We start from the raw sequence: 22,562 nt of genomic DNA, 5'->3' as shown, positions 1-22,562 counted from the left end.
GAAAAGGAGATTAAAGTGAAATGATGTCGTTATTCGGGAATTTGCCAGCGTACGGTGCCCGAGTAGGCACCCTCACCGTTGAAGCGCGCGCGGCGACTGATGAGACTGCAAGCGGCGTCCTTCAGATCCTGCGGCGCCGACCCACCGGTGACGGTACAGTTCGACACGCGGCCATTTCCTCCGATGGCTAGGCGGAAAGACACCGTTCCCGTGTAGTCGCGGTTGATCCAGCTCGAACGATAGTCGTTCGGCGTAACCCATGCGCCGGGATTGTTGGTCGGCTTAAGTGGCGGCGGTGGCGGCGGAGGTGGGGGCGGCGGCGGAGGCGGCGGCGGCGGCGGGGGATTCCCCGGCGGCAGCTGAATCGAAGGCCTCGTGCTTACCGGACGCTGCGGCGGAATCTCGTCCGTCGTCTTCTGCGGCGGCGTCTGGTTCGACAGCTTCACCGGCGGTTGCGGCACCACGATCGGGGGGCTCACTTCGCGCGGCTCCTCCGGCGGGGGAGGCGGCGGGGGCGGGGTTTCCTCAGGCGGCGGCGGCTCCTCGATATCGACGGTCGTCACCTTCTCGACCGCCTTCTTAACGGCCTCGTAGGCGAGGCCCGTGACGAGAAGGTAACCGATCGCGAGATGGACAATCACAACGATGACAATCGCGACGATGCGATTGGTGCTCATCTGTTGGTCAGCATAGGCCATGCGGTCGCATCACTCCATTTACGCCAGGTTAACCCCGGCCTGTTGTCCGAACAATGTCGGACGGGTTCAAAGTATCCTGCATATCGCGCATCCGGGCAAATCCAACCCCCTTTCCCCAAACGAGTGGGTCGCGGGCAGCCAAGGCTTCCTGCAGGGTCGGTATCGCCGGTTGGGCGACACACTTTGCCGATGGCAGACTATCTCCCCCACCTCTCGGCCCGAGGCGGACCCTTAAACAGTCCGTAACGCGCTCGCAAACGCTTTTCAGGTTAAGGATCGATTCACACGTGCCGCGGTCCTCTATGCAATTGTTGCGGCGGCCGGGATCGAAACCCGCCGCGACGCTTTCACCGGAGACACCATGCCGACCTTTCGCCCGACCCCTATCGCTTCGCTCGCCCTTGGCCTTGCCCTTGCCGCGCAGACGCCCGTGGCAGCGCAGCAATATCGCGACGGTACCGCGATCGAACGCACGGCGACGGGGGAGCCGAGCTACGCCGATCTGGTCGCCCTGGCCGACGCCGCCCCATTGGTGTTGCGTGCACGGGTGACGAAGCAGGCGACCGTCGATCTCGAACGCGCGCCCGACGTGGCCCCGGGTTATGCCCGTGTCTATATAGAAGCCGATACGCAGGCACTGATCGCCGGGACCGTGCCGATCGGCGAATCCTTGCGCTATGTCGTCGACATGCCGCGCGATGCGAAGGGCAAGGTACCGAAGATCAAGAAGCAGGACGTCTTGCTGTTCGCGCGCCCGGTCACCGGGCGACCCGGTGCGATCCAGCTGGTGGCGCCCGATGCGCAATTGGCGTGGAGCGCGCCCCTGGAAGCGCGCCTGCGCATCATCCTCGCGGAATTGCTCGCAGCCGATGCTCCACCCGTCATTACCGGCGTACGCGACGCGCTGTCGGTGGCGGGCACGCTTTCCGGCGAATCGGAGACCCAGCTGTTCCTGGCGACCCGTTCCGGCGACCCGGCTTCCATCACGGTGGTCCGCCGACCGGGCATGGCGCCGCGATGGGGCGTCTCTTTTTCCGAGATCGTCGATCAGGCAGCCGCGCCGCCGCAGTCCGGAACGCTCGCCTGGTACCGGCTCGCCTGCGCGCTGCCCGATCGTCTGCCCGACGATGTGAACCTTTCGTCCGACCCGCAGGACCGCATTCGCGCGGCGCAGGACTACGCGATCGTGCGGGAGGACCTTGGTGCGTGCACCTATACGCGCACGCCGCCCCCGGCCTCCTGATCCAACGCGGGCTGTCGGCGGTCCAAGATTATGTGCTTCCTTTTCTCCGCCTCACGCGGGTAGGGCGCGCCACCATGGCAATCGAAACGCATTCCGCGCTGCGGAACATCGACCACGGCCGAGCGGTACCGGCATGACCGCCCCGCTACGCATAGCCATCGCCGGACTGGGCACGGTCGGGGCGGGCGTCATTCGCCTGCTGGAGGAGAACGGCGCGCTGGTGGAAGCCCGCGCGGGTCGGTCGATCGTGGTGAGCGCGGTGAGCGCGCGCGATCGTTCGCGCGAGCGCGGGGTGGATCTGTCGCAGATCACCTGGTGCGACGACATGGCGGCGATGGCCGCGCGCGACGATGTCGACGTGGTGGTCGAACTGGTCGGTGGGTCCGACGGACCTGCTCTCGCCCTGGCGCGCGGCGCGCTGGGGGCGGGCAAAGGCCTGGTCACGGCGAACAAGGCGATGATCGCGCATCATGGTCAGGAACTGGCCGAACGCGCGGAAGAAAGCGGTGCACCCTTGCGGTTCGAGGCCGCGGTGGCAGGCGGCATCCCGGTCATCCAGGGGCTGCATGGCGGCGCATCGGCCAACCAGATCGAGCGCGTGTACGGCATCCTCAACGGCACCAGCAATTACATCCTCACCGCGATGGAGGCGACGGGCGCGGATTTCGGCGAGACGCTGGCCGAAGCGCAGCGGCTCGGCTTCGCGGAAGCCGATCCGGCGTTCGACATCGACGGGGTGGATGCGGCGCACAAGCTGGCGATCCTGGCCGCGTTGTCCTTCGGCACGCGGATCGATTTCGGCAATGTGGAGGTCGAGGGCATTCGCCGCGTGCGCGCCGCCGACATCGCGCAGGCCGATGCGCTGGGCTTCGTCGTGCGGCTGATCGGGGTCGCCGATATCGAGGGTGAACCGCAATCGCCGCGGCTGTTGCAGCGGGTGCGCCCCTGCCTGATTGCCAAGACCCATCCGCTCGCCTCCATCGACGGACCTACCAATGCCGTGGTGGCGGAGGGAGATTTCGTCGGTCGCCTGCTGTTCCAGGGACCCGGCGCGGGTGCCGGGCCGACGGCCAGCGCGGTGGTCGCCGACCTGATCGGGATCGCGCGCGGCGACCGCTCGCCCGCCTTCGCCCTGCCCGCCGCCCGGCTTCGGACGCTGGACAAGGCCGATTCGGGCGCGCGCACCGGCCGGACCTATCTCCGCTTCACGGTGGCCGACCGCCCCGGCGTGCTGGCGGAACTGACAGCCGCGATGCGCGATGCGGACGTCTCTATCGAAAGCCTCATCCAGCAGGGTGAGGCGGAGGAAGGCGGCGCGGTGCTCGTCTCCATGGTGACGCATCAGGGGCCCGTCCGCTGCGTGCGAGAGGCAATCGCCCTGCTGGACGGTTCGCCCATCCTCGCCGACACGCCGCTGGTGATGCCGATTCTCGGGACCAGCTAGCGCCCGGGCATCTCGCCCTTCGCGATCTTGTCTGCATCGGAGCCGGGCGGGGCCTCGGGCAGCGCCTCGATGTCGAAATAGTAGGTCGGCGGCGGCGGACAGGGCGGGATGAAGCATCCCCGCGCCACCACCATGCCTGGATATTGCGGCTCCAGATCGGGTGGATCGCCGGCCCAAGACAGGTGCGAATCATCGCCCTGATCGAGGCTGGAGCGCACGTGGTACTTCTCCGAATCCTCCAGCCGCGCGCAGACCACGATTTCGTCCGGCGTGCGATCGCGCTGCTTCGCGCACTCGATCGGAACTTCGGGTTCGGGAGCCGGCGGCCCATAGACCTCGCGCGCCTTGGCCAGCGCGTCGCCGACGGATACCTCGTCCTGCTGAGTCACGGGAGCGGGGGCGGGAGAAGGCTCCGCCTCCTGGGCTGCCAGCGGCGCCGGGGCGAGCAGGACGAGACCCGCAGGGGCCAACAATGTCGCGAGGAAAGCTCGCGTCCAACTCGACAAGGCGGCATCCCCCCGTTAGGCGAACGCCAAATTCTCCGCCGAGGAATGAATTGCCCATGAATGATGTCAACGTCCCCCCCAGTTCGGTTCTCGACCGGGTTCTCGTCCTCGAGATGGTGCGCGTCACCGAGGCTGCGGCGGTCGCCGCCTCGACGCTGATCGGCCGCGGCGACGAGAAGGCCGCCGATGCCGCCGCGGTGGAGGCGATGCGCAAGGCCTTCGACGAGCTCTACATGGACGGGACCGTGGTGATCGGCGAGGGCGAGCGCGACGAGGCTCCCATGCTCTTCATCGGCGAGAAGGTCGGGGGCGCGCCGGGCAAGGGGCCGAAGATCGACATCGCGCTCGATCCGCTGGAAGGGACCACGATCACGGCGAAGGCCGGTCCCAACGCGCTCGCGGTGCTGGCTGCGGCGGAAGAGGGCAATCTGCTCAACGCGCCCGACGTCTACATGGACAAGCTGGCGGTGGGGCCGGGCTATCCCGCCGGGATCATCGACCTTGCCAAATCGCCGACCGAGAACGTGCGCGCCGTGGCGGGTGCCAAGGGCGTGGAGCCGTCCGAAATCATCGTCTGCGTGCTCGACCGGCCGCGTCATGCCGATCTGATCGCGGAGCTGCGCGCACTGGGCTGCGGCGTGGTGCTGATCGGCGACGGCGACGTGGCGGGGGTGATCGCGACGACCGACGAGGACACCACGATCGACATGTATATGGGCCAGGGCGGCGCGCCCGAGGGCGTGCTGGCCGCGGCGGCGCTGCGCTGCGTCGGCGGGCAGTTCAACGGTCGGCTGGTCTTCCGCAACGACGACGAGAAGGCGCGGGCGGCGAAATGGGGGATCGAGGATCTCGACAAGATCTACACCCGCGACGATCTGGCCAAGGGCGATTGCATCTTCGCCGCGACGGGCGTGACCGACGGTTCGCTGCTCGAAGGGGTTAAGCGCAAGCGCGGCGGGCTGATGACGACCGAGAGCGTGGTGATGCGCGCCAGCAGCGGCACCGTCAGGTGGATCAGGGGCGAACACCGCAAACCCTGAGGCCTTCCACCGCGCCCGGGGCACGGCAGATGGCCCCTGAAGCCGGGCGGGGATGGAACACCGATCGGGGGTTTTTCGAAAACTTTGCGACCACCCCCGCGGTGCCCCTTCATACGACCCCCTCACGCTCCGAACCGCACCGCCGCACCAGGTGCAAAAGCGCGCGATTGTCGGCTTTCCGGCGCATCGCCGTCATGCGCCCGCGATAGAGCACGGGCTGCACCAACCCGGTTTCGATGCGGGCGAACAGCGCCGGAATGGTCAACTTCCGATAATCGTCGTGCGGCCCTGCGCTCCGGCCCGATCCGGGCGGGGTCATCACCCGGTCCCAGGCATTGGCGAAGCTCGCCGCGTCGGCCCGCGCGCGCAGCCAATAGGCGCTCGCCTTGGTCATGCCCACCTTTCGTGCCGCCGCTGTGACGGAGCCGGTCAGATAGAGTGCGGCGAGAAATCCGCATTGGCGCGCCACGCTCCAGCCGTCCTTGCGTGCGCGCACGGGCACGGGGCGAAAGAAGGGCGGACGACGGCGGAGCCGGTGGGCAGGGCGCTTGAGCATCTGGCAGGATAGGGCAGATCGGGCGCGAGTAGGAAAGACCTTCCGGCTTCGGAAAGCCGGTGCACGGAACGGCAGCGATCCCCGGGTGCCCGCCCCCACCCGTGTTGCAATCCCGTGACCCTCGGCTAAGTCCGGCGACAGCGATTCTGCGCCGCCGACAGGGACCCCGCATCCAGATGAAAATCATGTCCGCCAATTCGAACCTGCCGCTCGCCCGGGCGATCGCGGGTTATCTCGAAATGCCGCTAACCGACGCCAGCGTGCGACGCTTCGCGGACGAGGAGATCTTCATCGAGATCCACGAGAACGTGCGGGGCGAGGATGTCTTCATGATCCAGTCGACCAGCTTCCCCGCGAACGACAATCTGATGGAACTGCTGATCGGGATCGACGCTTTGCGCCGCGCCTCCGCCCGCCGGATCACGGCGGTGATCCCCTATTTCGGCTATGCCCGGCAGGACCGGAAGCCCGGCCCGCGCACGCCGATCTCTGCCAAGCTGGTGGCGAACCTCATCACGCAGGCCGGGGCCGATCGCGTGCTGGCGGTCGATCTGCATGCCGGGCAGATCCAGGGCTTCTTCGATATTCCGACCGACAATCTCTACGCCGCGCCTGTGATGGCGGCAGACATTCAGGCCCGCTACGGCGATCAGGACCTGATGGTGGTCAGCCCCGACGTGGGCGGCGTGGTGCGCGCGCGGGCGCTGGCCAAGCGGCTCGACAATGCGCCGCTCGCCATCGTCGACAAGCGGCGCGACCGGCCCGGCGAATCGGAAGTGATGAACATCATCGGCGACGTGCACGGGCGGCACTGCATCCTGATCGACGATATCGTCGATTCGGGCGGCACGCTGTGCAACGCAGCGCAGGCTTTGCTCGACCAGGGTGCCAGCTCGGTCGCGGCCTATATCACCCACGGCGTGCTGTCGGGCGGGGCTGTCGCCCGCGTCGATGGCTCCGCGCTGAAGGAGCTGGTGATCACCGATTCGATCCGTCCGACCGACGCGGCGCTCGATTCGGACAAGATCCGCATCCTCACCATCGCGCCGCTGATCGGCGAGGCGGTGCGCCGCATTGCCGACGAGAGTTCGGTTTCGAGCCTGTTCGACTAGGATGGCCAGCGCCGCCGATCTCGCCTTCGCCCAGCGGCTGGCCGATGCGGCAGGTGCGGCGATCCGCCCGCTGTTCCGCGGCGACTGGGCGGACGATCGCAAGGGCGATGCCTCCCCCGTGACGGAGGCGGACCGCGCTGCGGAGGCGGCGATGCGCCAGCTGATCGAGGCGGAGCGGCCCGACGACGGGATCATCGGCGAGGAATACGGCACGCATAACGAGAGCGCGGGTCGGCAATGGGTGCTCGATCCGATCGACGGTACGATCAGCTTCATGGCTGGTCGCCCGATCTTCGGCACGCTGATCGCGCTGGTGCAGGACGGGTGGCCGGTGCTGGGCGTGATCGACCAGCCGGTGGCGCGCGAGCGCTGGGCCGGGCTGATCGGCCAGCCGACCACCTTCAACGGCGCGCCCGTCACCACCCGGTCCTGCCGCGCGCTGGACGGCGCGATGCTGGCGACCAGCAGTCCGCATTATTTCGGGCCAGACCATGCGGAAGGCTATATGGCGCTCGCCAGCGAGGTCGGGCGCAATCGCAAGCAGGGCCTGATCGTCTATGGCGGCGACTGCTACAATTACGGCCTGCTCGCCTCCGGCCATCTCGACATCGTGTGCGAGGCGGGCTTGCAGCTCTACGATTATGCCGCGCTAGTCCCCATTGTGGAGGGCGCGGGCGGCACCATGAGCGACTGGCAGGGTCATCCGCTCGACGCCGACAGCGACGGTACGGTGCTGGCGCTGGGCGATCCGGCGCGGCTGGAGGACGTGCTGGAGGCGATGGGCGCGGCGTCCGCGCACCACCACCACGACCACGACTGATCAGGCCATGGTCAGCCCGCCATCGACGCGCAGTTCGGTGCCGGTAATGTAGTTCGCATCGTCGGACAGGAGGAACAGCGCCGCCTTCGCCACGTCATCGGGCTCGCCCACCCGGCCGAGCGGGACCATGCCGGCGACCTTTTCCTTGTATTGCTTCTGCTCTTCCTCGCCCATGCCGCCGCGGTCGTGGAAGTTGGAATTGGTCAGGCCCGGGGTGACCACGTTCACGTTGATTTTGCGCTTCGCGTAATGCGTGGCGAGCGAACGCGCAGCTTGGCGGATGCCCGCCTTCATCGCCGAATAGACCATGGTGTCGGCCCGCCCGCCGCCCACGGTGCCCGATCCGATCAGCAGCATCTTGCCGCCATCCTTCAGCCTGTCGCCCAGCGCCTGCGCCTGCAGGATCGGGGCGCGCAGATCGACCTGGTAATGCCGGTCGAGATGCTCGCCATCCACCTCCGCCATGTCGCGAAACGCGCCGTAGCCTGCGTTGAGGAATACGCCGTCGAGGCCGTCGGGCGCGAACTCGTCGATCGCCGTCAGCAATTCGTCGATCGCGCCATCGGCGGTGACGTCGTTGGCGATCACGGTCGCTTCGGGCATGTCCTTGCGCGTCTGCTCGATATGGTCGGGGCTGTGCCCGGTCAGCAGCACGCGCGCGCCCTCCGCCAGCAATTGCCGCGCGGTTTCCTTGCCGATGCCCGAGGTGCCGCCGGTGACGAGGACGGCGCGGTTCGTGAAGCGGGGCATGGGGTGGTTCCTTTCGAATGAGCGGGGGTACGCGGTTCAAATCCCGCTCCGGCCCGCGCGTTCCGCCGATTGGCTCGGCACTTCGGCACAGGGATGGACGTGGGGCGTTGACCGGACATGAGCGAACGCAAATCGATAGTGATCACCGGCGGCGGCGCCGGGATCGGGCGCGCGAGCGCGCTGCACTTCCACGGCCTGGGCTGGCGCGTCGCCGCGCTGGATAAGGATGGCGCGGCGCTGGCGGAGCTGGCCGGGCTGCTCCCCGCGAGCGACTGCCTGACGCTTGAATGCGACGTCGGGGTGGAGGACGAGGTGGAGCAGGCGTTCGCCGCGATCGGCGAGTGGCTGGGCGATGCGCCGCTCACCTGCCTGGTCAACAATGCGGGGATCGCCGATCCTTATGCCGGGCCGCTGGAGGGCCTCGCGCTCGACAAATGGCAGGCGTGGATCGATGCGAGCCTGACCGGCGCGTTCCTGTGCAGCCGCGCGGCGGTCAAGCTACTGCGCCGCGCGGAAGGGGCCAGCATCGTCAATATCTCCAGCACCCGCGCGGTGATGAGCGAACCCGAAAGCTTTGCCTATGCCGCGGCGAAGGGCGGGGTCGACGCGCTGACCCATGCCATGGCGGTCTCGCTTGGCCCCGACATTCGCGTCAACGCGATTCGCCCCGGCTGGATCGAGACGCGCGACTGGCAGAAGGAAGCCGAGCGCGAGGACCCGAACCACCGCGCGAAGGACCGGGAGCAACACCCCGCGGGCCGCGTCGGCCGCCCGCAGGATATCGCGGAGGCCATCGAATATCTCGCGGGGGCAGGCTTCGTCACCGGGCAGCACGTCAATGTCGATGGCGGCATGACGGTGAAGATGATCTACGAGCACTGATCGGGGGACCGGAACGATGCGGCTGTTTCTCTACGGCGTCCTGCTGGGCGATATCGCGCAAGGCGCGGCGCGGCGGCTGGCCGACAAGATCGACGATGGCTTTCCGGCTGTCGCCACGGGCCGGCTCTATGTGGTGGAGGATGCGGAGGGCCCGTTCCCCGCCTTTGTGCCCGACCCCGCCGCCGGGCCGGTGCGCGGCATGGTGCACGAGGTGGAGCCGCAGGTGATGGCGACGATCGATATCTTCGAACGGGCGGGCGAGGATTACGATCGCCGCTCGATCCAGGTCTCGGCGCCCGGTGGCCCCGCGATTCCGGCGGGCGCCTATTGCTGGCGCGGTCCGGTCGAGGGGCTGGAGCGGATCGAGCACGGCGATTTCGCCCGCTGGCTGGACGAGAGCGGACGGCGGCCCTACGGCGGCTGAAGCCTTGCAATCTGCGCGGCAGGCGCTATGTGCGCCCACCTCACCGACACATGAATCGGATGATCGGCCTGGCTGTTAGGGCTGCCAGGGCGGATCGGATGTGTCCCTGATTATCGAAACTTCTCGACAGGAGATGAAAATGCCCAAGCTGAAGACCAAGAGCGGTGTGAAGAAACGCTTCAAATTCACCGCCACCGGCAAGGTCAAGCATGGTGTCGCGGGCAAGCGCCACCGCCTGATGAGCCACAATGCGAAGTATATCCGCCAGAACCGCGGCACCAGCGTGCTGTCGGACGCCGACGTCGCGCACGTCAAGAAATGGGCGCCCTACGGTTTGAATTGATTTGGCGGGTCGGGCGAATGCCCGGCCGCACCGATTTAGGAAGGATATACTATGCCTCGCATCAAACGCGGCGTCACCACGCGCCAGAAGCACAAGCGGCTGCTCGACCAGGCCAAGGGCTATCGCGGTCGTCGCAAGAACACCATTCGCGTCGCGCGCCAGGCGGTCGAGAAGGCCGGCCAGTACGCCTATCGCGACCGCAAGGTTAAGAAGCGCAGCTTCCGCGCGCTGTGGATCCAGCGGATCAACGCCGCGGTCCGCGCCGAAGGCCTGACCTATTCGCAGTTCATGCACGGCGTGAAGCTTGCCGGGATCGAGCTCGACCGCAAGGTCATGGCAGATCTGGCGATGAACGAAGGTGCGGCGTTTAGCCACATCGTCAAGCAGGCCAAGGACGCGCTGCCTGCGTAAGCTGGCCGGGCGTCGCCTGTCCTGAGCCTGTCGAAGGGCGCTTCCGGCCTGACCTGACGACGCTTTGATTTCAGGAAGCGCCATTCCCGCCCATGCGGGGGTGGCGCTTTTTCTTTGTCCCCCTTAATCGGCACCGACGATGAGCACCGAACAAGAACAACAGGTCACCGACACGCTGGAGCGGCTGCACGCCGCCGATGGCGTCGACGCCGTCGAGGCAATCCGCGTCGAGGCGCTGGGCAAGCAGGGCTGGATCAGCCAGCTGATGAAGACGCTGGGCAAGATGAGCCCGGAAGAGCGCCAGAGCGAAGCCCCGCGCATTCAGGGCCTGCGCGCCCGCGTCGCCGAGGCGGTGGAGGACCGCAAGGCCGCGCTAGAGGCGGCGGCTCTGGAGGAACGGCTGGCGAGCGAGCGGCTCGACCTGACGCTGCCCGCGCCGCAAGCCCCGCGCGGGACGGTCCACCCGGTCGCCCAAGTGATGGACGAGCTGGCCGAAATCTTCGCCGATCTCGGCTTCGCGGTCGCCACCGGTCCGGAAATCGAGACCGACTGGCACAATTTCACCGCACTCAACATGGCGGAAACGCATCCCGCGCGCGCGGCGCACGACACGTTCTATTTCCCCGATCGGAACGCGGACGGCTACCAGATGCTGCTGCGCACACATACGTCGCCGGTGCAGATCCGATCAATGCAGGATCACGGCGCGCCGTTGCGCATCATCGCGCCGGGCCGCACCTATCGCTCCGACAGCGACGCGACGCACACGCCGATGTTCCACCAGGTGGAAGGGCTGGTGATCGACGAGGGCATCCATCTCGGCCATCTCAAATGGACGCTCGAGACCTTCCTCAAGGCGTTCTTCGAGCGCGACGACATCGTTCTGCGCCTGCGCCCCAGCTATTTCCCTTTCACCGAGCCGAGCGTCGAGGTCGATGTCGGCTACGCCACCGAGGGTGGACGCCGCGTGGTCGGCGGCGACGGCGATGCGCCGGGCCATGCGTGGATGGAACTGCTCGGCAGCGGCATGGTCAACCGCCGCGTGCTGGAATTCGCGGGCGTCGATCCTGAGCGTTACTCGGGCTTCGCCTTCGGCTGCGGGATCGACCGCCTCGCCATGCTCAAATACGGGATGAACGATTTGCGCGCCTTCTTCGACGGGGATGCCCGCTGGCTGTCGCACTACGGCTTCGGCGCAGTCGACCAGCCGACCCTGTCGGGCGGCGTGGGCGCGCCGGTGGGAGTAGGGGCATGAAGTTCTCGCTCGAATGGCTGAAATATTTCCTCGAAACCGATGCCACGGTCGGGGAGGTTGCCGACGCGCTCAACCGCATCGGCCACGAGGTCGAGGGGATCGAGGACCCGGCGCAGAAGCTCGCCGGCTTCCGCGTTGCCGAGGTGCTGACCGCAAAGCCGCATCCCGATGCCGACAAGCTGCAGGTGCTGGAGGTTTCGACCGGCGAAGGCGATCCGCTGACCGTCGTGTGCGGCGCGCCCAATGCGCGCTCGGGCATGAAGGGCGTACTCGGCCTGCCCGGCGCGGTGGTCCCGTCGAACGGCATGCAACTACGCAAGAGCGCGATCCGCGGCGTCGAATCCAACGGCATGATGTGCTCGGTGCGCGAGCTGGAGCTGGGCGACGCGCATGAGGGCATCATCGAGCTGCCCGAGGACGCGCCGGTGGGCACGAGCTTCGCGGACTACCACGCCGCCTCGCCGGTGATCGACGTCGCCATTACCGCCAACCGGCCCGATTGCATGGGCGTGATGGGGATCGCGCGCGACCTCGCCGCGGCGGGGCTCGGCACGTTCAAGCCGTTCGCGGTGCCCGAAATTGCGGCGCAGGGCGCGTGCCCGGTCGAAATCCGCACCCACGATCCGGAGGGCTGCCCCGCCTTCTACGGCCGCGTAGTCCGCGGCGTGTCGAACGGCGCCAGCCCCGAATGGATGCAGCGCCGCCTCATCGCGGCGGGCCAGCGCCCGATCAGCGCGATCGTCGACATCACCAATTACCTGATGCTCGCCTTCGGGCGGCCCGCGCATGCCTACGACCTCGCGAAGCTCTCGGGCGCGATGACCGCGCGCCGGGCGCGGGACGGCGAGAGCGTCGAGGCGCTGAACGAGAAGACCTACACGCTCGACGACACCATGACGGTGATCGCGGACGAAGCCCAGGTCCACGACATCGCCGGGATCATGGGCGGCGAGCATTCGGGTGTCACCGAAGGTACCACCGACGTGCTGCTTGAGATCGCCTATTTCGATCCCGCGCGGATCGGGGTGACGGGGCGCAAGCTCGGCCTCGCCAGCGATGCGCGCACCCGGTTCGAACGCGGGGTCGATCCCGCCTTCCTCGACGACGGGCTCGCGATCCTGACCGACCTCGTGCTCCGCATCTGCGGCGGCGAGGCGAGCGAGGTGGTGCGCGCGGGCGAGCCGCCGGTCGGCGGCACCGTGCTCAATTTCAATCCCGACCTCACCACGCAACTGGGCGGTGTCACCGTCGAGCGCGAGGAGCAGGCGCGAATCCTGCGCAGTCTCGATTTCGAAGTGACGCAGAACGCGCGCACCTGGACCGTCGTCGCGCCCGCGCGGCGCCACGATATCGAGGGCCCGGCCGATCTGGTCGAGGAGGTCGTGCGCATCCATGGGCTCGACCGGGTGGAAAGCGTGGCGCTGCCGCGCCCAAACAATCGAAAGGACTGGGGCGTAGCGACGCCCACCGCCACGCGGCAGCAATTGCTCGAGCGCCGCCTGCGCCGCGCCGCCGCGGGTCGCGGACTGAACGAGGCGGTGACCTGGTCCTTCCTTCCGGTGCCGCAAGCGGAACAGTTCGCTACTGACGGCTCGGACCTTTGGGTCCTCGAAAACCCGATCAGCGAGGACATGAAGGCCATGCGCCCCTCGCTGTTGCCCGGCCTGATCGGCGCGGCCAAGCGCAATGCCGATCGTGGGGCGGACGCTACGCGGCTGTTCGAGATCGGCCGCCGCTACCTTCGCGGCGAGAACGGCATGAGCGACGAGAGGCCGACGCTCGGCGTGCTGCTGGCTGGTGATCGCACCCCGCGCGGTTGGGCGACCGGCAAGGCGACCGGTTTCAACGCCTTCGATGCCAAGGCGGAGGCCGAGGCGCTGCTGGCCGCTGCGGGCGCGCCGGTGGACAGGCTGATGGTGATGGACGGCGCTGGCGCGCAGTTCCATCCCGGCCAGTCGGCGACGCTGCGGCTCGGCCCCAAGAACGTGCTCGCCCGCTTCGGCGCGCTGCATCCCGCAACGCTGAAGGCGTTCGACATCGACGGCCCAGTGGTCGCGGTCGAGATTTTCCTCGACGCGCTGCCGGCCAAGAAGGGCGAGCCGAGCTTCGCCCGCAGCGCCTTCAGCCCGCCTGCCCTGCAGGCGATCACGCGCGACTTCGCCTTCCTCGTCCCCGAGGAGCTTGCCGCAGGCGATCTGCTGCGCGCGGTGCGCGGGGCGGAAAAGCAGGCGATCGCCGACGCGCGCGTGTTCGACGTCTTCGCCGGGCAGGGCGTGCCCGAGGGCAGCAAGTCGGTCGCGATCGAGGTCGTGCTGCAACCGGGCGAGAAAAGCTTCACCGAAGAACAGATCAAGGCGATCTCCGACCGCATCGTCGCCGCCGCGGCGAAGCAGGGCGCGGAGCTGAGAGGATAGACCGATGAGCAGGACCGCTTTCGTTACCGGAGCCACCGCCGGGATCGGCGAGGCCACCGTGCGCGCGCTGGTCGCCAGCGGCTGGCGCTGTGTCGCGACCGGGCGGCGCAAGGAGCGGCTCGATGCGCTGGTAGAGGAACTAGGCGCGGACAAGGTCCACGCAGCGGTGTTCGACGTGCGCGATACCGACGCGATGGATGCAGCGCTCGCCGCGCTGCCCGATGCCTTCGCCGGGATCGATCTGCTGGTGAACAATGCCGGCCTGGCGCAGGGCCTTTCGCCCGCGCAGGAGTCCAATCTCGACGACTGGCAGACGATGATCGACACCAATGTCACCGCGCTGGTGACGCTGACGCGCAAGCTGCTGCCGGGCCTGATCGAGCGTAAGGGCGCGATCATCTCGATCGGCTCGGTCGCGGGCAGCTACATCTATCCCGGCGGCAACGTCTATGCCGGCAGCAAGGCGTTCGTGAACCACTTCACGCTGGCGTTGCGCGCCGATCTCCACGGCACCGGCGTGCGCGTGACCAGCATCGAGCCGGGCATGGTAGAGACCGAATTCACCAAGGTACGCACCGGCAGCCAGGAGGCGTCGGACGAGCTCTATGCCGGGGTCGATCCGATGACGGGCGAGGATATCGCGAACACGATCCGCTGGATCGCCGAGCTGCCGCCGCATCTTAATATCAACCGCCTCGAGCTGATGCCGGTGAACCAGGATTTCGCGGGCTTCCGGGTGGCGCGCGAGAACCACTGATCCGAGAACCCAGCATGTCCGATGCCAATCCCCGCCGCACCTTCGCGATCATCTCGCACCCCGACGCGGGCAAGACCACGCTGACCGAGAAACTGCTGCTGAAAGGCGGCGCGATCCATCTCGCGGGTGAGGTCAAGGCGCGGGGGCAGGCGCGGCGCGCGCGGTCCGACTGGATGAAGATCGAGCAACAGCGTGGCATCTCGGTCACCTCCAGCGTGATGACCTTCGAACGCAACGGCATCACCTTCAACCTGCTCGACACGCCGGGGCACGAGGATTTCTCCGAAGACACCTATCGCACGCTGACCGCGGTCGATTCGGCGATCATGGTGCTGGACGCGGCGGCGGGTATCGAGCCGCAGACATTGAAGCTGTTCGAGGTCTGCCGCCTGCGCTCCGTGCCGATCATCACGCTGGTCAACAAGATCGACCGCGAGGGGCGCGACGCCTTCGAACTGCTCGACGAGATCGCGGAGAAGCTGGCGCTCGACACCGCGCCGATGAGCTGGCCGGTCGGTATGGGCGGCCTGTTTGAAGGGGTGTACGATTTCGAGCGGGACGAGCTGCAACTGCCCGAAGGCGATGCGAAGGAATTTCGCGGCAAGAGCCTGTCCTTCGACGGCCCCGAAGACCCGAAGCTGGCGGAGCACCTGTCTGCAGACGGGGTCGCGCGCGTTGCGGAAGAGGGGCTGCTGGCGCGCGAGGGCTATCCCGATTTCGATTTCGAGGCCTATCGCAACGGCGACCTGACCCCGGTCTATTTCGGCAGCGCGTTGAAGCAGTTCGGGGTGGACGCCATCATCGACGCGATCGCGAAATACGCGCCCGATCCGCGGCCCCAGCCCGCCGACGAGGGCGAGATTTCGCCGGCCCGCGACGAGGTCACCGGCTTCATCTTCAAGGTGCAGGCCAACATGGACCCGAACCACCGTGACCGGATCGCGTTCATGCGGCAGGTTTCGGGCACCTTCAAACGTGGCATGAAGCTGACGCCGTCGGGCCTCGGCAAGCCGATCGCGGTGCATTCGCCAATCCTGTTCTTCGCGCAGGACCGCGAGATCGCCGACACCGCGCTGCCCGGCGACATCATCGGCATCCCCAATCACGGCACGTTGCGCGTGGGCGATACGCTGTCCGAGAAGAACGACGTGCGCTTCACCGGCCTGCCGAATTTCGCGCCCGAAATCCTGCGGCGCGTCCAGCTGCGGGACCCGACCAAGACCAAGCAGTTGCGCAAGGCGCTGGACGATCTGTCGGAAGAGGGCGTGATCCAGGTCTTCTACCCGGAGATCGGCGCGCAGCACATCGTCGGCGTGGTCGGCCAGTTGCAGCTGGAAGTGCTGATCAGCCGGCTGGAAGCGGAATACAAGGTCGAGGCCGCGCTGGAGCCCGCGCCCTTCGCCACCGCCCGCTGGGTGAAGGGCGAGGGTAAGCCGCTCGACGAATTCGAGAGTTTCAACCGCGCCAATCTCGCCCGCGACCGCGACGGCGATCTGGTGTTCCTCGCCAAAAGCCCGTGGGACGTGAGCTACCAGGCGGAAAAGCACACCGAGCTGTCGTTTTCCGCCACCAAGGAGCGGTGACAGGCGGCGCGTTCGGACCTAGCATGGCGCAATGGCCGATTTCACCGACACGCTGACCGACGACCACATGGCGATGATCGTGCGCCAGCCGGTCTTCTTCGTCGCCACCGCAGCCCCCGATGCGCGCATCAATCTGAGCCCCAAGGGCTACGATGCGTTTCGCGTGCTGGCACCCGACCGGGTTGCCTATCTCGACCTGGGCGGATCGGGGAACGAGACCAACGCGCATCTGCTCGCCGACGGGCGGATCACGGTGATGTTCTGCAATTTCGAACAGCCTGCGCTGATCCTGCGCATCTACGGCCGGGGTCGGCCGGTGCTGCCCGCCGATGCGGAGTGGGTGGACCTGGCGGCGCATTTCGAGCTGATGCCCGGCACGCGGCAGATCTTCGATATTGCAGTGGAGAGCGTGCAGACCAGCTGCGGCTGGGGCGTGCCGCTGATGACGCTCGAGCGCGAGCGCGGCACGCTGCACAAATACCACGCGCAGGCCGATCCGGTGAAATGGGCGGCCAAGATGGCGCAGCGAACCGTCAGCATTGACGGGCTGCCGGCCCGCCCGACCGACCGCTATATCGCCGGCGAATAGGCGCGTGCGGCTGAAGCTTGCCAGCTACAACATCCACAAGGCGGTCGGCACCGACAGGCGCCGCGACCCGGCGCGGATCATCGCGGTCCTGCGCGAGCTGAATGCCGACGTCATCGCCCTGCAGGAGGCGGACGAGCGGCTGGGCGAGCGCGAGACGGTGCTGCCGCGCGCCGCGCTGGACGATACGCCGTGGAAGGTCGTACCGATCGCGCGGCGGCCCCGGTCGATCGGGTGGCACGGCAACGCGCTGCTCGTGCGCCGATCGATGACCATCGCCCATTGCGAGCCGCTCGACATGCCGACGCTGGAGCCGCGCGGGGCCGTGTGCGCGGATTTGGAGCACGAGGGCCATCTCTTTCGCATCGTCGGCACGCATCTTGATTTGTCGGGCCTGCGGCGGCGCAGCCAGGTCCGCCACCTGCTCGGCCATATGGAGGCCGCCACCCCCGCCTGCCCCGAAGTGTTGATGGGCGATTTCAACCAGTGGCGCAGCTCCGCCGGGGCGATGGACGAATTCGGCCCGCAATGGCGCGCACTGTCCCCGGGGCGCAGCTATCCCGGTGTGCGTCCGATCGCGCGTTTCGATCGCATGGTGGTGTCGAAGAGCTGGCGCATCGTAGAGCAGGGCGTCCACCACAGTGCGCTGGCAACCCGCGCCTCCGACCATCTACCGATCTGGGCAGCCCTAGAGCTGCCCTAATATTAGGCGCTGCCTAATTTCTAACCAACAGGGCAGGCGATGCCTCCTGGCCCGTAACCCTCAGTACATTGAAATAGCGCCTTTCCTCTGCACTGGCACGGCTTTTGCTGCCGTAGTCGGAAGCCGGAAACGGGTCCGGCTATTCAGTGCATGAGGGGGACGCATGAAATTCATCATTGCCGTCATCAAGCCGTTCAAGCTCGACGAGGTGCGCGAAGCACTCGGCGGGATCGGCGTCGCGGGCATGACCGTAACCGAGGTCAAGGGCTTCGGCCGCCAGAAGGGGCAGACCGAGATTTACCGCGGGGCCGAATACTCGACCAACATGCTGCCCAAGGTGAAGCTCGAAATCGCCGCCGCGGACGATCTCGCCGACAAGGTCGTGGAAACGATCCAGCAGACCGCCGGGACGGAATCCATCGGCGACGGCAAGATCTTCGTGCTCGATCTCGCCAGCGCCACCCGCATCCGCACCGGCGAGACCGGCGATACCGCACTCTGATATCCGAGGGGGACAACAGACAATGATCCGTACACTCCTACGCGGCTCCGGCGCAGCGCTCGTTACCGGGCTCGCCGCCACCGCCGCCTTCGCTCAGGAAACGGCAGACGCGGTCGCTGGCTCGCCGATCGCGGCGGCCACCGCCGAAACCGCCGCCGCCGTTCCCAATCCGGGCAACAACGCCTGGATGATGACGTCGACCATCCTCGTCCTGATGATGATCCTGCCGGGTCTGGCGCTGTTCTATGGCGGCCTCACCCGGTCCAAGAACATGCTTTCGACCATGACGCAGATCGGGGGCGCGACCGCGCTCGCCATGCTCGTCTGGGTGATGTGGGGCTACGGCACCGCGTTCGGGCCGGAGGGGAACGCCTTCTTCAGCTGGGGCAAATACTTCCTCAGCGGCGTCACCTCCGACAGCACCGCCGCCACGTTCAGCGACGAAGTCATCAGCGAATACGTGTTCGCGAGCTTCCAGATGACCTTCGCGGCGATCACGCTCGCGCTGATCCTCGGCGCGACGGTGGAGCGGCTGAAGTTCTCGGCCGTCATGCTGTTCGGGATCATCTGGCTCACGGTCGTCTATTTCCCCATCGCCCACATGGTCTGGGCCGAAGGCGGGCTGCTGTTCGACATGGGCGCGCTCGATTTCGCCGGGGGCACCGTGGTGCACATCAACGCCGGTGTCTCGGCCCTGGTGCTCTCCATGCTGCTGGGCAAGCGCCGGGGCTATCCGGCGGAGCCGATGCCGCCGCACAGCCTGACGCTGACCATGGTCGGCACCGGGCTGCTGTGGGTGGGCTGGTTCGGCTTCAACGCCGGGTCGGAGCTGGAGGCGGACGGAACCGCCGGCCTGGCGATGATCAACACCTTCGTCGCCACCGCGGCGGCGGGCCTGGGCTGGATGCTGATGGAGAAGTTCTCCGGGCACAAGGGCTCCGCGCTCGGCTGGTGCTCGGGCATCATCGCCGGTCTCGTCGCGGTCACGCCGGCGGCGGGCAACAGCGGCCCGTTCGGTGCCATCGTGCTGGGCTTCATCGCCTCCGCCGTGGCGTTCTTCGCTGTCGCCAAGCTCAAGCCGAAGCTGGGATATGACGACGCGCTGGACGTGTTCGGCATCCACGGCGTGGCCGGCATCGTCGGCGCGATCGGCACCGGTATCGTCTACAGCCCCGCGCTGGGCGGGCCGGGCGATCCGGCGGACTATTCGATGGGCGGACAGGTGATGACGCAGATTATCGCCGTGATCGTCGCCATTGTGTGGGCCGCCGTCGGTACGCTGATCATCGGCTTCATCGTCAAGGCGCTGACCGGCCTGCGGGTCTCCGAAGAGGTCGAAGTCGAAGGTCTCGACATCGGCGAACACGGAGAGCGCGCCTACAACTGATTACCGAATTGGCGGGGCCGGGGCCTCTCTCTCCTCTCCCGGGCCCCGGCCCCGCCAAACCATGTTCCTCCTGCGAACAAGCCACCTTGCAAGGGCCGGGGCCAAGTGCTCCGGCCCTTTTTTGTGCGCGCATGAGAGATAGCCGCGAAAGCCCCCGGCTTAGGCGCGCTCGGCGGCCTGCACGAAATCGGCGCAGCGCTCTCCGATCATGATGCACGGGGCGTTGGTGTTGCCGCCCACGATCCTGGGCATGATCGAGGCATCGGCGATCCACAGCCGTTCCAGCCCGCGCGCTTTCAGCGTCGGATCGACCACGCTGTCCGCGTCGCCGCCCATGCGGCAGGTGCCGACCGGGTGATAGATCGTGTCCGCGCGGTCGCGGATCAGCTGGTCCAGCGCGGCCTCGTCCGACGGATCGACGGGATAGCGGTCAGTCGGGCCGAAGGCCTGCAGGGCAGGGGTTCCCCCGATCCGCTGCGACAGGCGCACGCCGTCGCGCAGCAGGGCGATATCGGCCGGATCGCCCAGGAAGTTCGGATCGATCGCGGGCCCTTCCGCCGCGTCGGGAGAGGCGAGCCGCACGGTGCCCCGGCTCGCGGGCCGCAGGACGCAGGCGTGGAGCGAGAAGCCGTGCCCCTTCACACGGGTACGTCCGTGATCCTCCAGCATGGCAGGCACGAAATGCCATTGCATGTCGGGCGCAGGCGCACCGTCGCGCAGCTTCAGGAAGCCGCCGGTTTCGGCATAGGGCGTGGTCATCGGCCCACTGCGGCTGCGGCGATGCTGGACCAGCGCCTTCGCCGTGCGCAGCATCCCGGCCAGCGAATCGCCGACCGGCACGTCGCTTGTGGTCTGCCAGCTCGACACGTAATCGACGTGGTCCTGCAGATTGGCACCCACATCAGGCCGGTCCTGCACCACCTGGATGCCATGCTCGCGCAAGTGCCCGCCCGGCCCGATGCCGGACAGCATCATGATCTGGGGCGAGTTGAACGCGCCGGCGGACAGGATCACCCCGCGCCGCGCGATCAGCGTCTGGTGCCCGCGCCCCTTGCGCACCACCACGCCGGTCACGCAATTGCCCTCGATCTGCAGGCGCTCCACCAGCGTGTTGGTTCGCAAGTGGACATTGGGCTGGTCGAGCACCGGCTCCACGAAGGCGCGCCCCGCGCTCCAGCGCTCGCCCTTGTGCTGAGTCACCTGGAACGTGCCGAAGCCTTCCTGCCGGGCACCGTTGAAATCCTCGTTCAGCGGTAATTGCAGCGACGCGGCCGCTTCGACGAAGGCGGCGCTGGCGGGATTGACCGAGCGCTGGTCGGACACGAACAGCGGGCCGCCTGCGCCGTGCCATTCGCTCGCGCCGCGCTCGTTCGCTTCCGACTTGCGGAACCATGGCAGCACCTCGTCCCAGCTCCAGCCGGTGCAGCCCATGGCGGCCCAGTTGTCGTAATCCCATGGATGGCCGCGCAGGTAGAGCATGGCGTTGATCGCGGAGGATCCCCCCAGCCCGCGCCCGCGCGGCTGGTAGCCCCGTCGCCCGTTCAGCCCCTTCTGCGGGACGGTCTCGTAGCGATAGTTCTGCCGCTTCCCGATGAAGGGCATCAGGCCCGGCGTCTTCACCGCCAGCGTATCGTTGCGCCCGCCCGCCTCGATCAGGCAGACCTGCCGCGTTCCATCCTGCGTCAGCCGACCGGTCACCGCGCTGCCCGCGCTGCCGCCGCCGATCACGATGTAATCGTATTGATCCATGAACTACCTCTCCTCGGCGGAAAGACTAGGCAGGGGCCGTGGTTACGACAATCGCCTTTCGCGTGGAGGTTCGGGCCGGTCCTCTCGCGGGCGCGGCTGGCCGCTCCGCCGCGCCCAGCGCGCTCGGATCATGTCGGAGGTTTCCCGGCTATCGTCATGGCTCCAGCCCGGTTCGCGCAGCAGGTAGGACAGCTTGTACCGCCACGGCGCGCGGGCGATGTCGCGGCCCATGCCGATCCATTCGTGGAATACGCTCCACAGGAAATGAAAAGTGCCGAGCTGCTTCACGATGCCGTAGCGGATCGGTTCGTCGTCGCGCTCGGGCTCGAACGTGCCGAACCCCTTGTCCCACACGATGAAGACGCCCGCGAAATTGCGGTCGAGATAGCGTGGATTGGTCGCGTGGTGGACGCGGTGATGGCTCGGCGTGTTCATCACCGCCTCGAACCAGCGCGGCATCCGCCCGATCGCCTCGGTATGAATCCAGAACTGATAGATCAGATTGAAGCCGTGGCAGATCGCGATCATCGCGGGGTGGAAACCCAGCAGGACGAGCGGCATCGTGAAGATGAAACCCATCGCGAAGAAGCCGGTCCAGCTCTGCCGCAGGGCGGTGCTGAGATTGTAGTGCTGGCTGGAATGGTGGTTGACGTGTGCCGCCCAGAACCAGCGCACCCGGTGCCCCAGCCGATGCGCCCAGTAATAGGCGAAATCGTCCGCCACGAAACAGATCGGCCAGGCCCACCACACCAGCCACCACCGCGCGCCGAAATCGAACAGCCGGAACTGGTAGAGCCACAGGAACAGCGCCAGCGTGGCGATGCCGGTGATCGCGCCGATGACCGTGCTGCCGAGCCCGATGCCGAGCGAGGTCAGCGTATCGCGCGGCTCGTAGGCCGCGGGCCGGCGCAAACGCGCCCACACCATCTCGGCCAGCACCAGCAGCACGAAGGCCGGAATGGCGTAGTTGATGGGGCTGAATTCGGGCATCGCGGCGTCAATCCACCCGCTGTGCGCGGGTCAGCCAATCCGGCGGGGGTTGGCGCAGGGCGATCGCGAGCCTGCCGAAAAGGCGATCGCCGCTCGCGATAGCCAGCGTTCCGTCGCGCCCGATCGCGATCGCCTCGCGCGATATCGGCCGAGCGGCGAAATGCGCCCCGTGGACCTTGATCGCGATGAACCGGTCGTCATCCCCCCGCACCAGCGCGGTGCGCCCGTCGGGCCCGACCAGCGCATCGACCGGTTCGAAGCCGCCATCCGCCTCCTGCGCCAGCGCCTTCGCGTGGGCCGCATCCGCTATCCGCGTACCCCGGCCCAGGCCGAGCCATGCGGCGATGCCGAACAGGGCGAGGATCGCCGCCAGCGACAGACCTGCCTGGAGCAGCATGTCGCCCATC

General features: G+C 67.4%; 24 protein-coding genes. 17 read left to right on the top strand and 7 right to left on the bottom strand.

Going from position 1 to position 22,562, the window contains the following annotated elements; translation table 11 throughout:
* Positions 1–29 precede the first annotated feature (29 nt).
* On the bottom strand, positions 30–698 hold the full coding sequence (locus MKP08_RS03100) for an energy transducer TonB (protein WP_241554837.1): 669 nt from the start codon (positions 696–698) through the stop codon (positions 30–32).
* A gap of 361 nt (positions 699–1,059) precedes the next feature.
* Between MKP08_RS03100 and MKP08_RS03095 the strand changes: the two genes are divergently transcribed.
* Together MKP08_RS03095 and MKP08_RS03090 are read left to right on the top strand one after the other, a co-directional pair.
* Positions 1,060–1,941 carry a hypothetical protein gene (locus MKP08_RS03095; RefSeq protein WP_241554836.1) on the top strand — a complete coding sequence of 294 codons (882 nt, stop codon included), beginning with the start codon at positions 1,060–1,062 and terminating at the stop codon, positions 1,939–1,941.
* A gap of 133 nt (positions 1,942–2,074) precedes the next feature.
* Entirely contained in the window at positions 2,075–3,385 is a 1,311-nt protein-coding gene (locus tag MKP08_RS03090; protein ID WP_241554835.1) for a homoserine dehydrogenase, read from the top strand.
* On the opposite strand, the gene MKP08_RS03085 is transcribed toward MKP08_RS03090, so the two are convergent.
* Positions 3,382–3,855, bottom strand: coding sequence for a hypothetical protein (locus MKP08_RS03085; protein ID WP_256969990.1), 474 nt, complete (start codon positions 3,853–3,855; stop codon positions 3,382–3,384). The genes MKP08_RS03090 and MKP08_RS03085 overlap by 4 nt on opposite strands.
* A 92-nt stretch (positions 3,856–3,947) precedes the next feature.
* Between MKP08_RS03085 and glpX the strand changes: the two genes are divergently transcribed.
* Complete coding sequence (gene glpX, locus MKP08_RS03080) at positions 3,948–4,931, top strand: class II fructose-bisphosphatase (RefSeq protein ID WP_241554833.1); 984 nt, start codon at positions 3,948–3,950, stop codon at positions 4,929–4,931.
* Between the two features lie 109 nt (positions 4,932–5,040).
* On the opposite strand, the gene MKP08_RS03075 is transcribed toward glpX, so the two are convergent.
* Complete coding sequence (locus MKP08_RS03075) at positions 5,041–5,400, bottom strand: hypothetical protein (RefSeq protein WP_241554832.1); 360 nt, start codon at positions 5,398–5,400, stop codon at positions 5,041–5,043.
* Positions 5,401–5,663: 263 nt separating this feature from the next.
* Between MKP08_RS03075 and MKP08_RS03070 the strand changes: the two genes are divergently transcribed.
* Together MKP08_RS03070 and MKP08_RS03065 are read left to right on the top strand one after the other, a co-directional pair.
* On the top strand, positions 5,664–6,599 hold the full coding sequence (locus MKP08_RS03070) for a ribose-phosphate pyrophosphokinase (RefSeq protein WP_215229495.1): 936 nt from the start codon (positions 5,664–5,666) through the stop codon (positions 6,597–6,599).
* A 1-nt stretch (position 6,600) separates the two neighbouring features.
* Complete coding sequence (locus MKP08_RS03065) at positions 6,601–7,419, top strand: inositol monophosphatase family protein (RefSeq protein WP_241554831.1); 819 nt, start codon at positions 6,601–6,603, stop codon at positions 7,417–7,419.
* Here the strand turns inward: MKP08_RS03065 and MKP08_RS03060 are convergent, their stop codons facing one another.
* Positions 7,420–8,169 carry an SDR family NAD(P)-dependent oxidoreductase gene (locus MKP08_RS03060; protein ID WP_241554830.1) on the bottom strand — a complete coding sequence of 250 codons (750 nt, stop codon included), beginning with the start codon at positions 8,167–8,169 and terminating at the stop codon, positions 7,420–7,422. It abuts the gene before it with no gap.
* A gap of 117 nt (positions 8,170–8,286) precedes the next feature.
* Here MKP08_RS03060 and MKP08_RS03055 point away from each other — a divergent pair, with 117 nt between their 5' ends.
* The 12 genes from MKP08_RS03055 (at position 8,287) to MKP08_RS03000 (ending at position 19,416) form a co-directional block, all read left to right on the top strand.
* Positions 8,287–9,051, top strand: a complete 765-nt coding sequence (locus MKP08_RS03055; RefSeq protein ID WP_241554829.1) for an SDR family NAD(P)-dependent oxidoreductase — start codon at positions 8,287–8,289, stop codon at positions 9,049–9,051.
* A 16-nt stretch (positions 9,052–9,067) separates the two neighbouring features.
* Complete coding sequence (locus tag MKP08_RS03050; protein ID WP_241554828.1) at positions 9,068–9,475, top strand: gamma-glutamylcyclotransferase; 408 nt, start codon at positions 9,068–9,070, stop codon at positions 9,473–9,475.
* 139 nt (positions 9,476–9,614) lie between these two features.
* A complete protein-coding gene (rpmI, locus tag MKP08_RS03045; RefSeq protein ID WP_215229500.1) occupies positions 9,615–9,818 on the top strand; it encodes a 50S ribosomal protein L35 in 204 nt (67 codons plus the stop codon).
* Between the two features lie 51 nt (positions 9,819–9,869).
* Positions 9,870–10,229 carry a 50S ribosomal protein L20 gene (rplT, locus tag MKP08_RS03040; RefSeq protein ID WP_215229501.1) on the top strand — a complete coding sequence of 120 codons (360 nt, stop codon included), beginning with the start codon at positions 9,870–9,872 and terminating at the stop codon, positions 10,227–10,229.
* Positions 10,230–10,368: 139 nt separating this feature from the next.
* Positions 10,369–11,484 carry a phenylalanine--tRNA ligase subunit alpha gene (gene pheS, locus MKP08_RS03035; RefSeq protein WP_241554827.1) on the top strand — a complete coding sequence of 372 codons (1,116 nt, stop codon included), beginning with the start codon at positions 10,369–10,371 and terminating at the stop codon, positions 11,482–11,484.
* Entirely contained in the window at positions 11,481–13,898 is a 2,418-nt protein-coding gene (pheT, locus tag MKP08_RS03030; RefSeq protein WP_241554826.1) for a phenylalanine--tRNA ligase subunit beta, read from the top strand. The genes pheS and pheT overlap by 4 nt, the downstream gene beginning before the upstream one ends.
* A gap of 4 nt (positions 13,899–13,902) precedes the next feature.
* On the top strand, positions 13,903–14,655 hold the full coding sequence (locus MKP08_RS03025; protein WP_241554825.1) for an SDR family NAD(P)-dependent oxidoreductase: 753 nt from the start codon (positions 13,903–13,905) through the stop codon (positions 14,653–14,655).
* Between the two features lie 14 nt (positions 14,656–14,669).
* Complete coding sequence (locus tag MKP08_RS03020; protein WP_241554824.1) at positions 14,670–16,238, top strand: peptide chain release factor 3; 1,569 nt, start codon at positions 14,670–14,672, stop codon at positions 16,236–16,238.
* Between the two features lie 31 nt (positions 16,239–16,269).
* Entirely contained in the window at positions 16,270–16,827 is a 558-nt protein-coding gene (locus MKP08_RS03015) for a pyridoxamine 5'-phosphate oxidase family protein (RefSeq protein ID WP_241554823.1), read from the top strand.
* A gap of 4 nt (positions 16,828–16,831) precedes the next feature.
* Positions 16,832–17,527 (top strand): endonuclease/exonuclease/phosphatase family protein, encoded by a 696-nt coding sequence (locus MKP08_RS03010; protein WP_215229507.1) that lies wholly within the window; start codon positions 16,832–16,834, stop codon positions 17,525–17,527.
* 163 nt (positions 17,528–17,690) lie between these two features.
* Complete coding sequence (locus MKP08_RS03005; RefSeq protein ID WP_215229508.1) at positions 17,691–18,029, top strand: P-II family nitrogen regulator; 339 nt, start codon at positions 17,691–17,693, stop codon at positions 18,027–18,029.
* Between the two features lie 22 nt (positions 18,030–18,051).
* A complete protein-coding gene (locus MKP08_RS03000; protein WP_241554822.1) occupies positions 18,052–19,416 on the top strand; it encodes an ammonium transporter in 1,365 nt (454 codons plus the stop codon).
* A gap of 159 nt (positions 19,417–19,575) precedes the next feature.
* Here the strand turns inward: MKP08_RS03000 and MKP08_RS02995 are convergent, their stop codons facing one another.
* From MKP08_RS02995 to MKP08_RS02985, 3 genes are read right to left on the bottom strand one after another with little or no spacing between them, the layout of a single operon-like run.
* Positions 19,576–21,165, bottom strand: coding sequence for a GMC family oxidoreductase (locus tag MKP08_RS02995; protein ID WP_241554821.1), 1,590 nt, complete (start codon positions 21,163–21,165; stop codon positions 19,576–19,578).
* 42 nt (positions 21,166–21,207) lie between these two features.
* Positions 21,208–22,155: a sterol desaturase family protein gene (locus MKP08_RS02990; RefSeq protein WP_241554820.1), complete on the bottom strand. Its 948-nt coding sequence runs from the start codon at positions 22,153–22,155 to the stop codon at positions 21,208–21,210.
* Between the two features lie 7 nt (positions 22,156–22,162).
* On the bottom strand, positions 22,163–22,561 hold the full coding sequence (locus MKP08_RS02985) for a hypothetical protein (protein WP_241554819.1): 399 nt from the start codon (positions 22,559–22,561) through the stop codon (positions 22,163–22,165).
* Between the last annotated feature and the right edge of the window lies 1 nt (position 22,562).

The sequence above is a fragment of the Erythrobacter sp. LQ02-29 genome (assembly GCF_022576075.2).
Lineage (GTDB): Bacteria > Pseudomonadota > Alphaproteobacteria > Sphingomonadales > Sphingomonadaceae > Alteriqipengyuania.
This window is presented reverse-complemented; position numbering and strand designations above follow the sequence as displayed.

Coding starts and splice junctions, on each gene's coding strand:
- glpX (WP_241554833.1), top strand. CDS start 3,948: ATGAATGATGTCAACGTCCCCCCCAGTTCGGTTCTCGACCGGGTTCTC.
- MKP08_RS03070 (WP_215229495.1), top strand. CDS start 5,664: ATGAAAATCATGTCCGCCAATTCGAACCTGCCGCTCGCCCGGGCGATC.
- MKP08_RS03050 (WP_241554828.1), top strand. CDS start 9,068: ATGCGGCTGTTTCTCTACGGCGTCCTGCTGGGCGATATCGCGCAAGGC.
- pheS (WP_241554827.1), top strand. CDS start 10,369: ATGAGCACCGAACAAGAACAACAGGTCACCGACACGCTGGAGCGGCTG.
- MKP08_RS03095 (WP_241554836.1), top strand. CDS start 1,060: ATGCCGACCTTTCGCCCGACCCCTATCGCTTCGCTCGCCCTTGGCCTT.
- MKP08_RS03100 (WP_241554837.1), bottom strand. CDS start 698: ATGGCCTATGCTGACCAACAGATGAGCACCAATCGCATCGTCGCGATT.
- MKP08_RS03015 (WP_241554823.1), top strand. CDS start 16,270: ATGGCCGATTTCACCGACACGCTGACCGACGACCACATGGCGATGATC.
- MKP08_RS03060 (WP_241554830.1), bottom strand. CDS start 8,169: ATGCCCCGCTTCACGAACCGCGCCGTCCTCGTCACCGGCGGCACCTCG.
- MKP08_RS03000 (WP_241554822.1), top strand. CDS start 18,052: ATGATCCGTACACTCCTACGCGGCTCCGGCGCAGCGCTCGTTACCGGG.
- MKP08_RS02985 (WP_241554819.1), bottom strand. CDS start 22,561: ATGGGCGACATGCTGCTCCAGGCAGGTCTGTCGCTGGCGGCGATCCTC.
- rpmI (WP_215229500.1), top strand. CDS start 9,615: ATGCCCAAGCTGAAGACCAAGAGCGGTGTGAAGAAACGCTTCAAATTC.
- MKP08_RS02995 (WP_241554821.1), bottom strand. CDS start 21,165: ATGGATCAATACGATTACATCGTGATCGGCGGCGGCAGCGCGGGCAGC.
- rplT (WP_215229501.1), top strand. CDS start 9,870: ATGCCTCGCATCAAACGCGGCGTCACCACGCGCCAGAAGCACAAGCGG.
- MKP08_RS03005 (WP_215229508.1), top strand. CDS start 17,691: ATGAAATTCATCATTGCCGTCATCAAGCCGTTCAAGCTCGACGAGGTG.
- MKP08_RS03065 (WP_241554831.1), top strand. CDS start 6,601: ATGGCCAGCGCCGCCGATCTCGCCTTCGCCCAGCGGCTGGCCGATGCG.
- MKP08_RS02990 (WP_241554820.1), bottom strand. CDS start 22,155: ATGCCCGAATTCAGCCCCATCAACTACGCCATTCCGGCCTTCGTGCTG.
- pheT (WP_241554826.1), top strand. CDS start 11,481: ATGAAGTTCTCGCTCGAATGGCTGAAATATTTCCTCGAAACCGATGCC.
- MKP08_RS03020 (WP_241554824.1), top strand. CDS start 14,670: ATGTCCGATGCCAATCCCCGCCGCACCTTCGCGATCATCTCGCACCCC.
- MKP08_RS03025 (WP_241554825.1), top strand. CDS start 13,903: ATGAGCAGGACCGCTTTCGTTACCGGAGCCACCGCCGGGATCGGCGAG.
- MKP08_RS03055 (WP_241554829.1), top strand. CDS start 8,287: ATGAGCGAACGCAAATCGATAGTGATCACCGGCGGCGGCGCCGGGATC.
- MKP08_RS03090 (WP_241554835.1), top strand. CDS start 2,075: ATGACCGCCCCGCTACGCATAGCCATCGCCGGACTGGGCACGGTCGGG.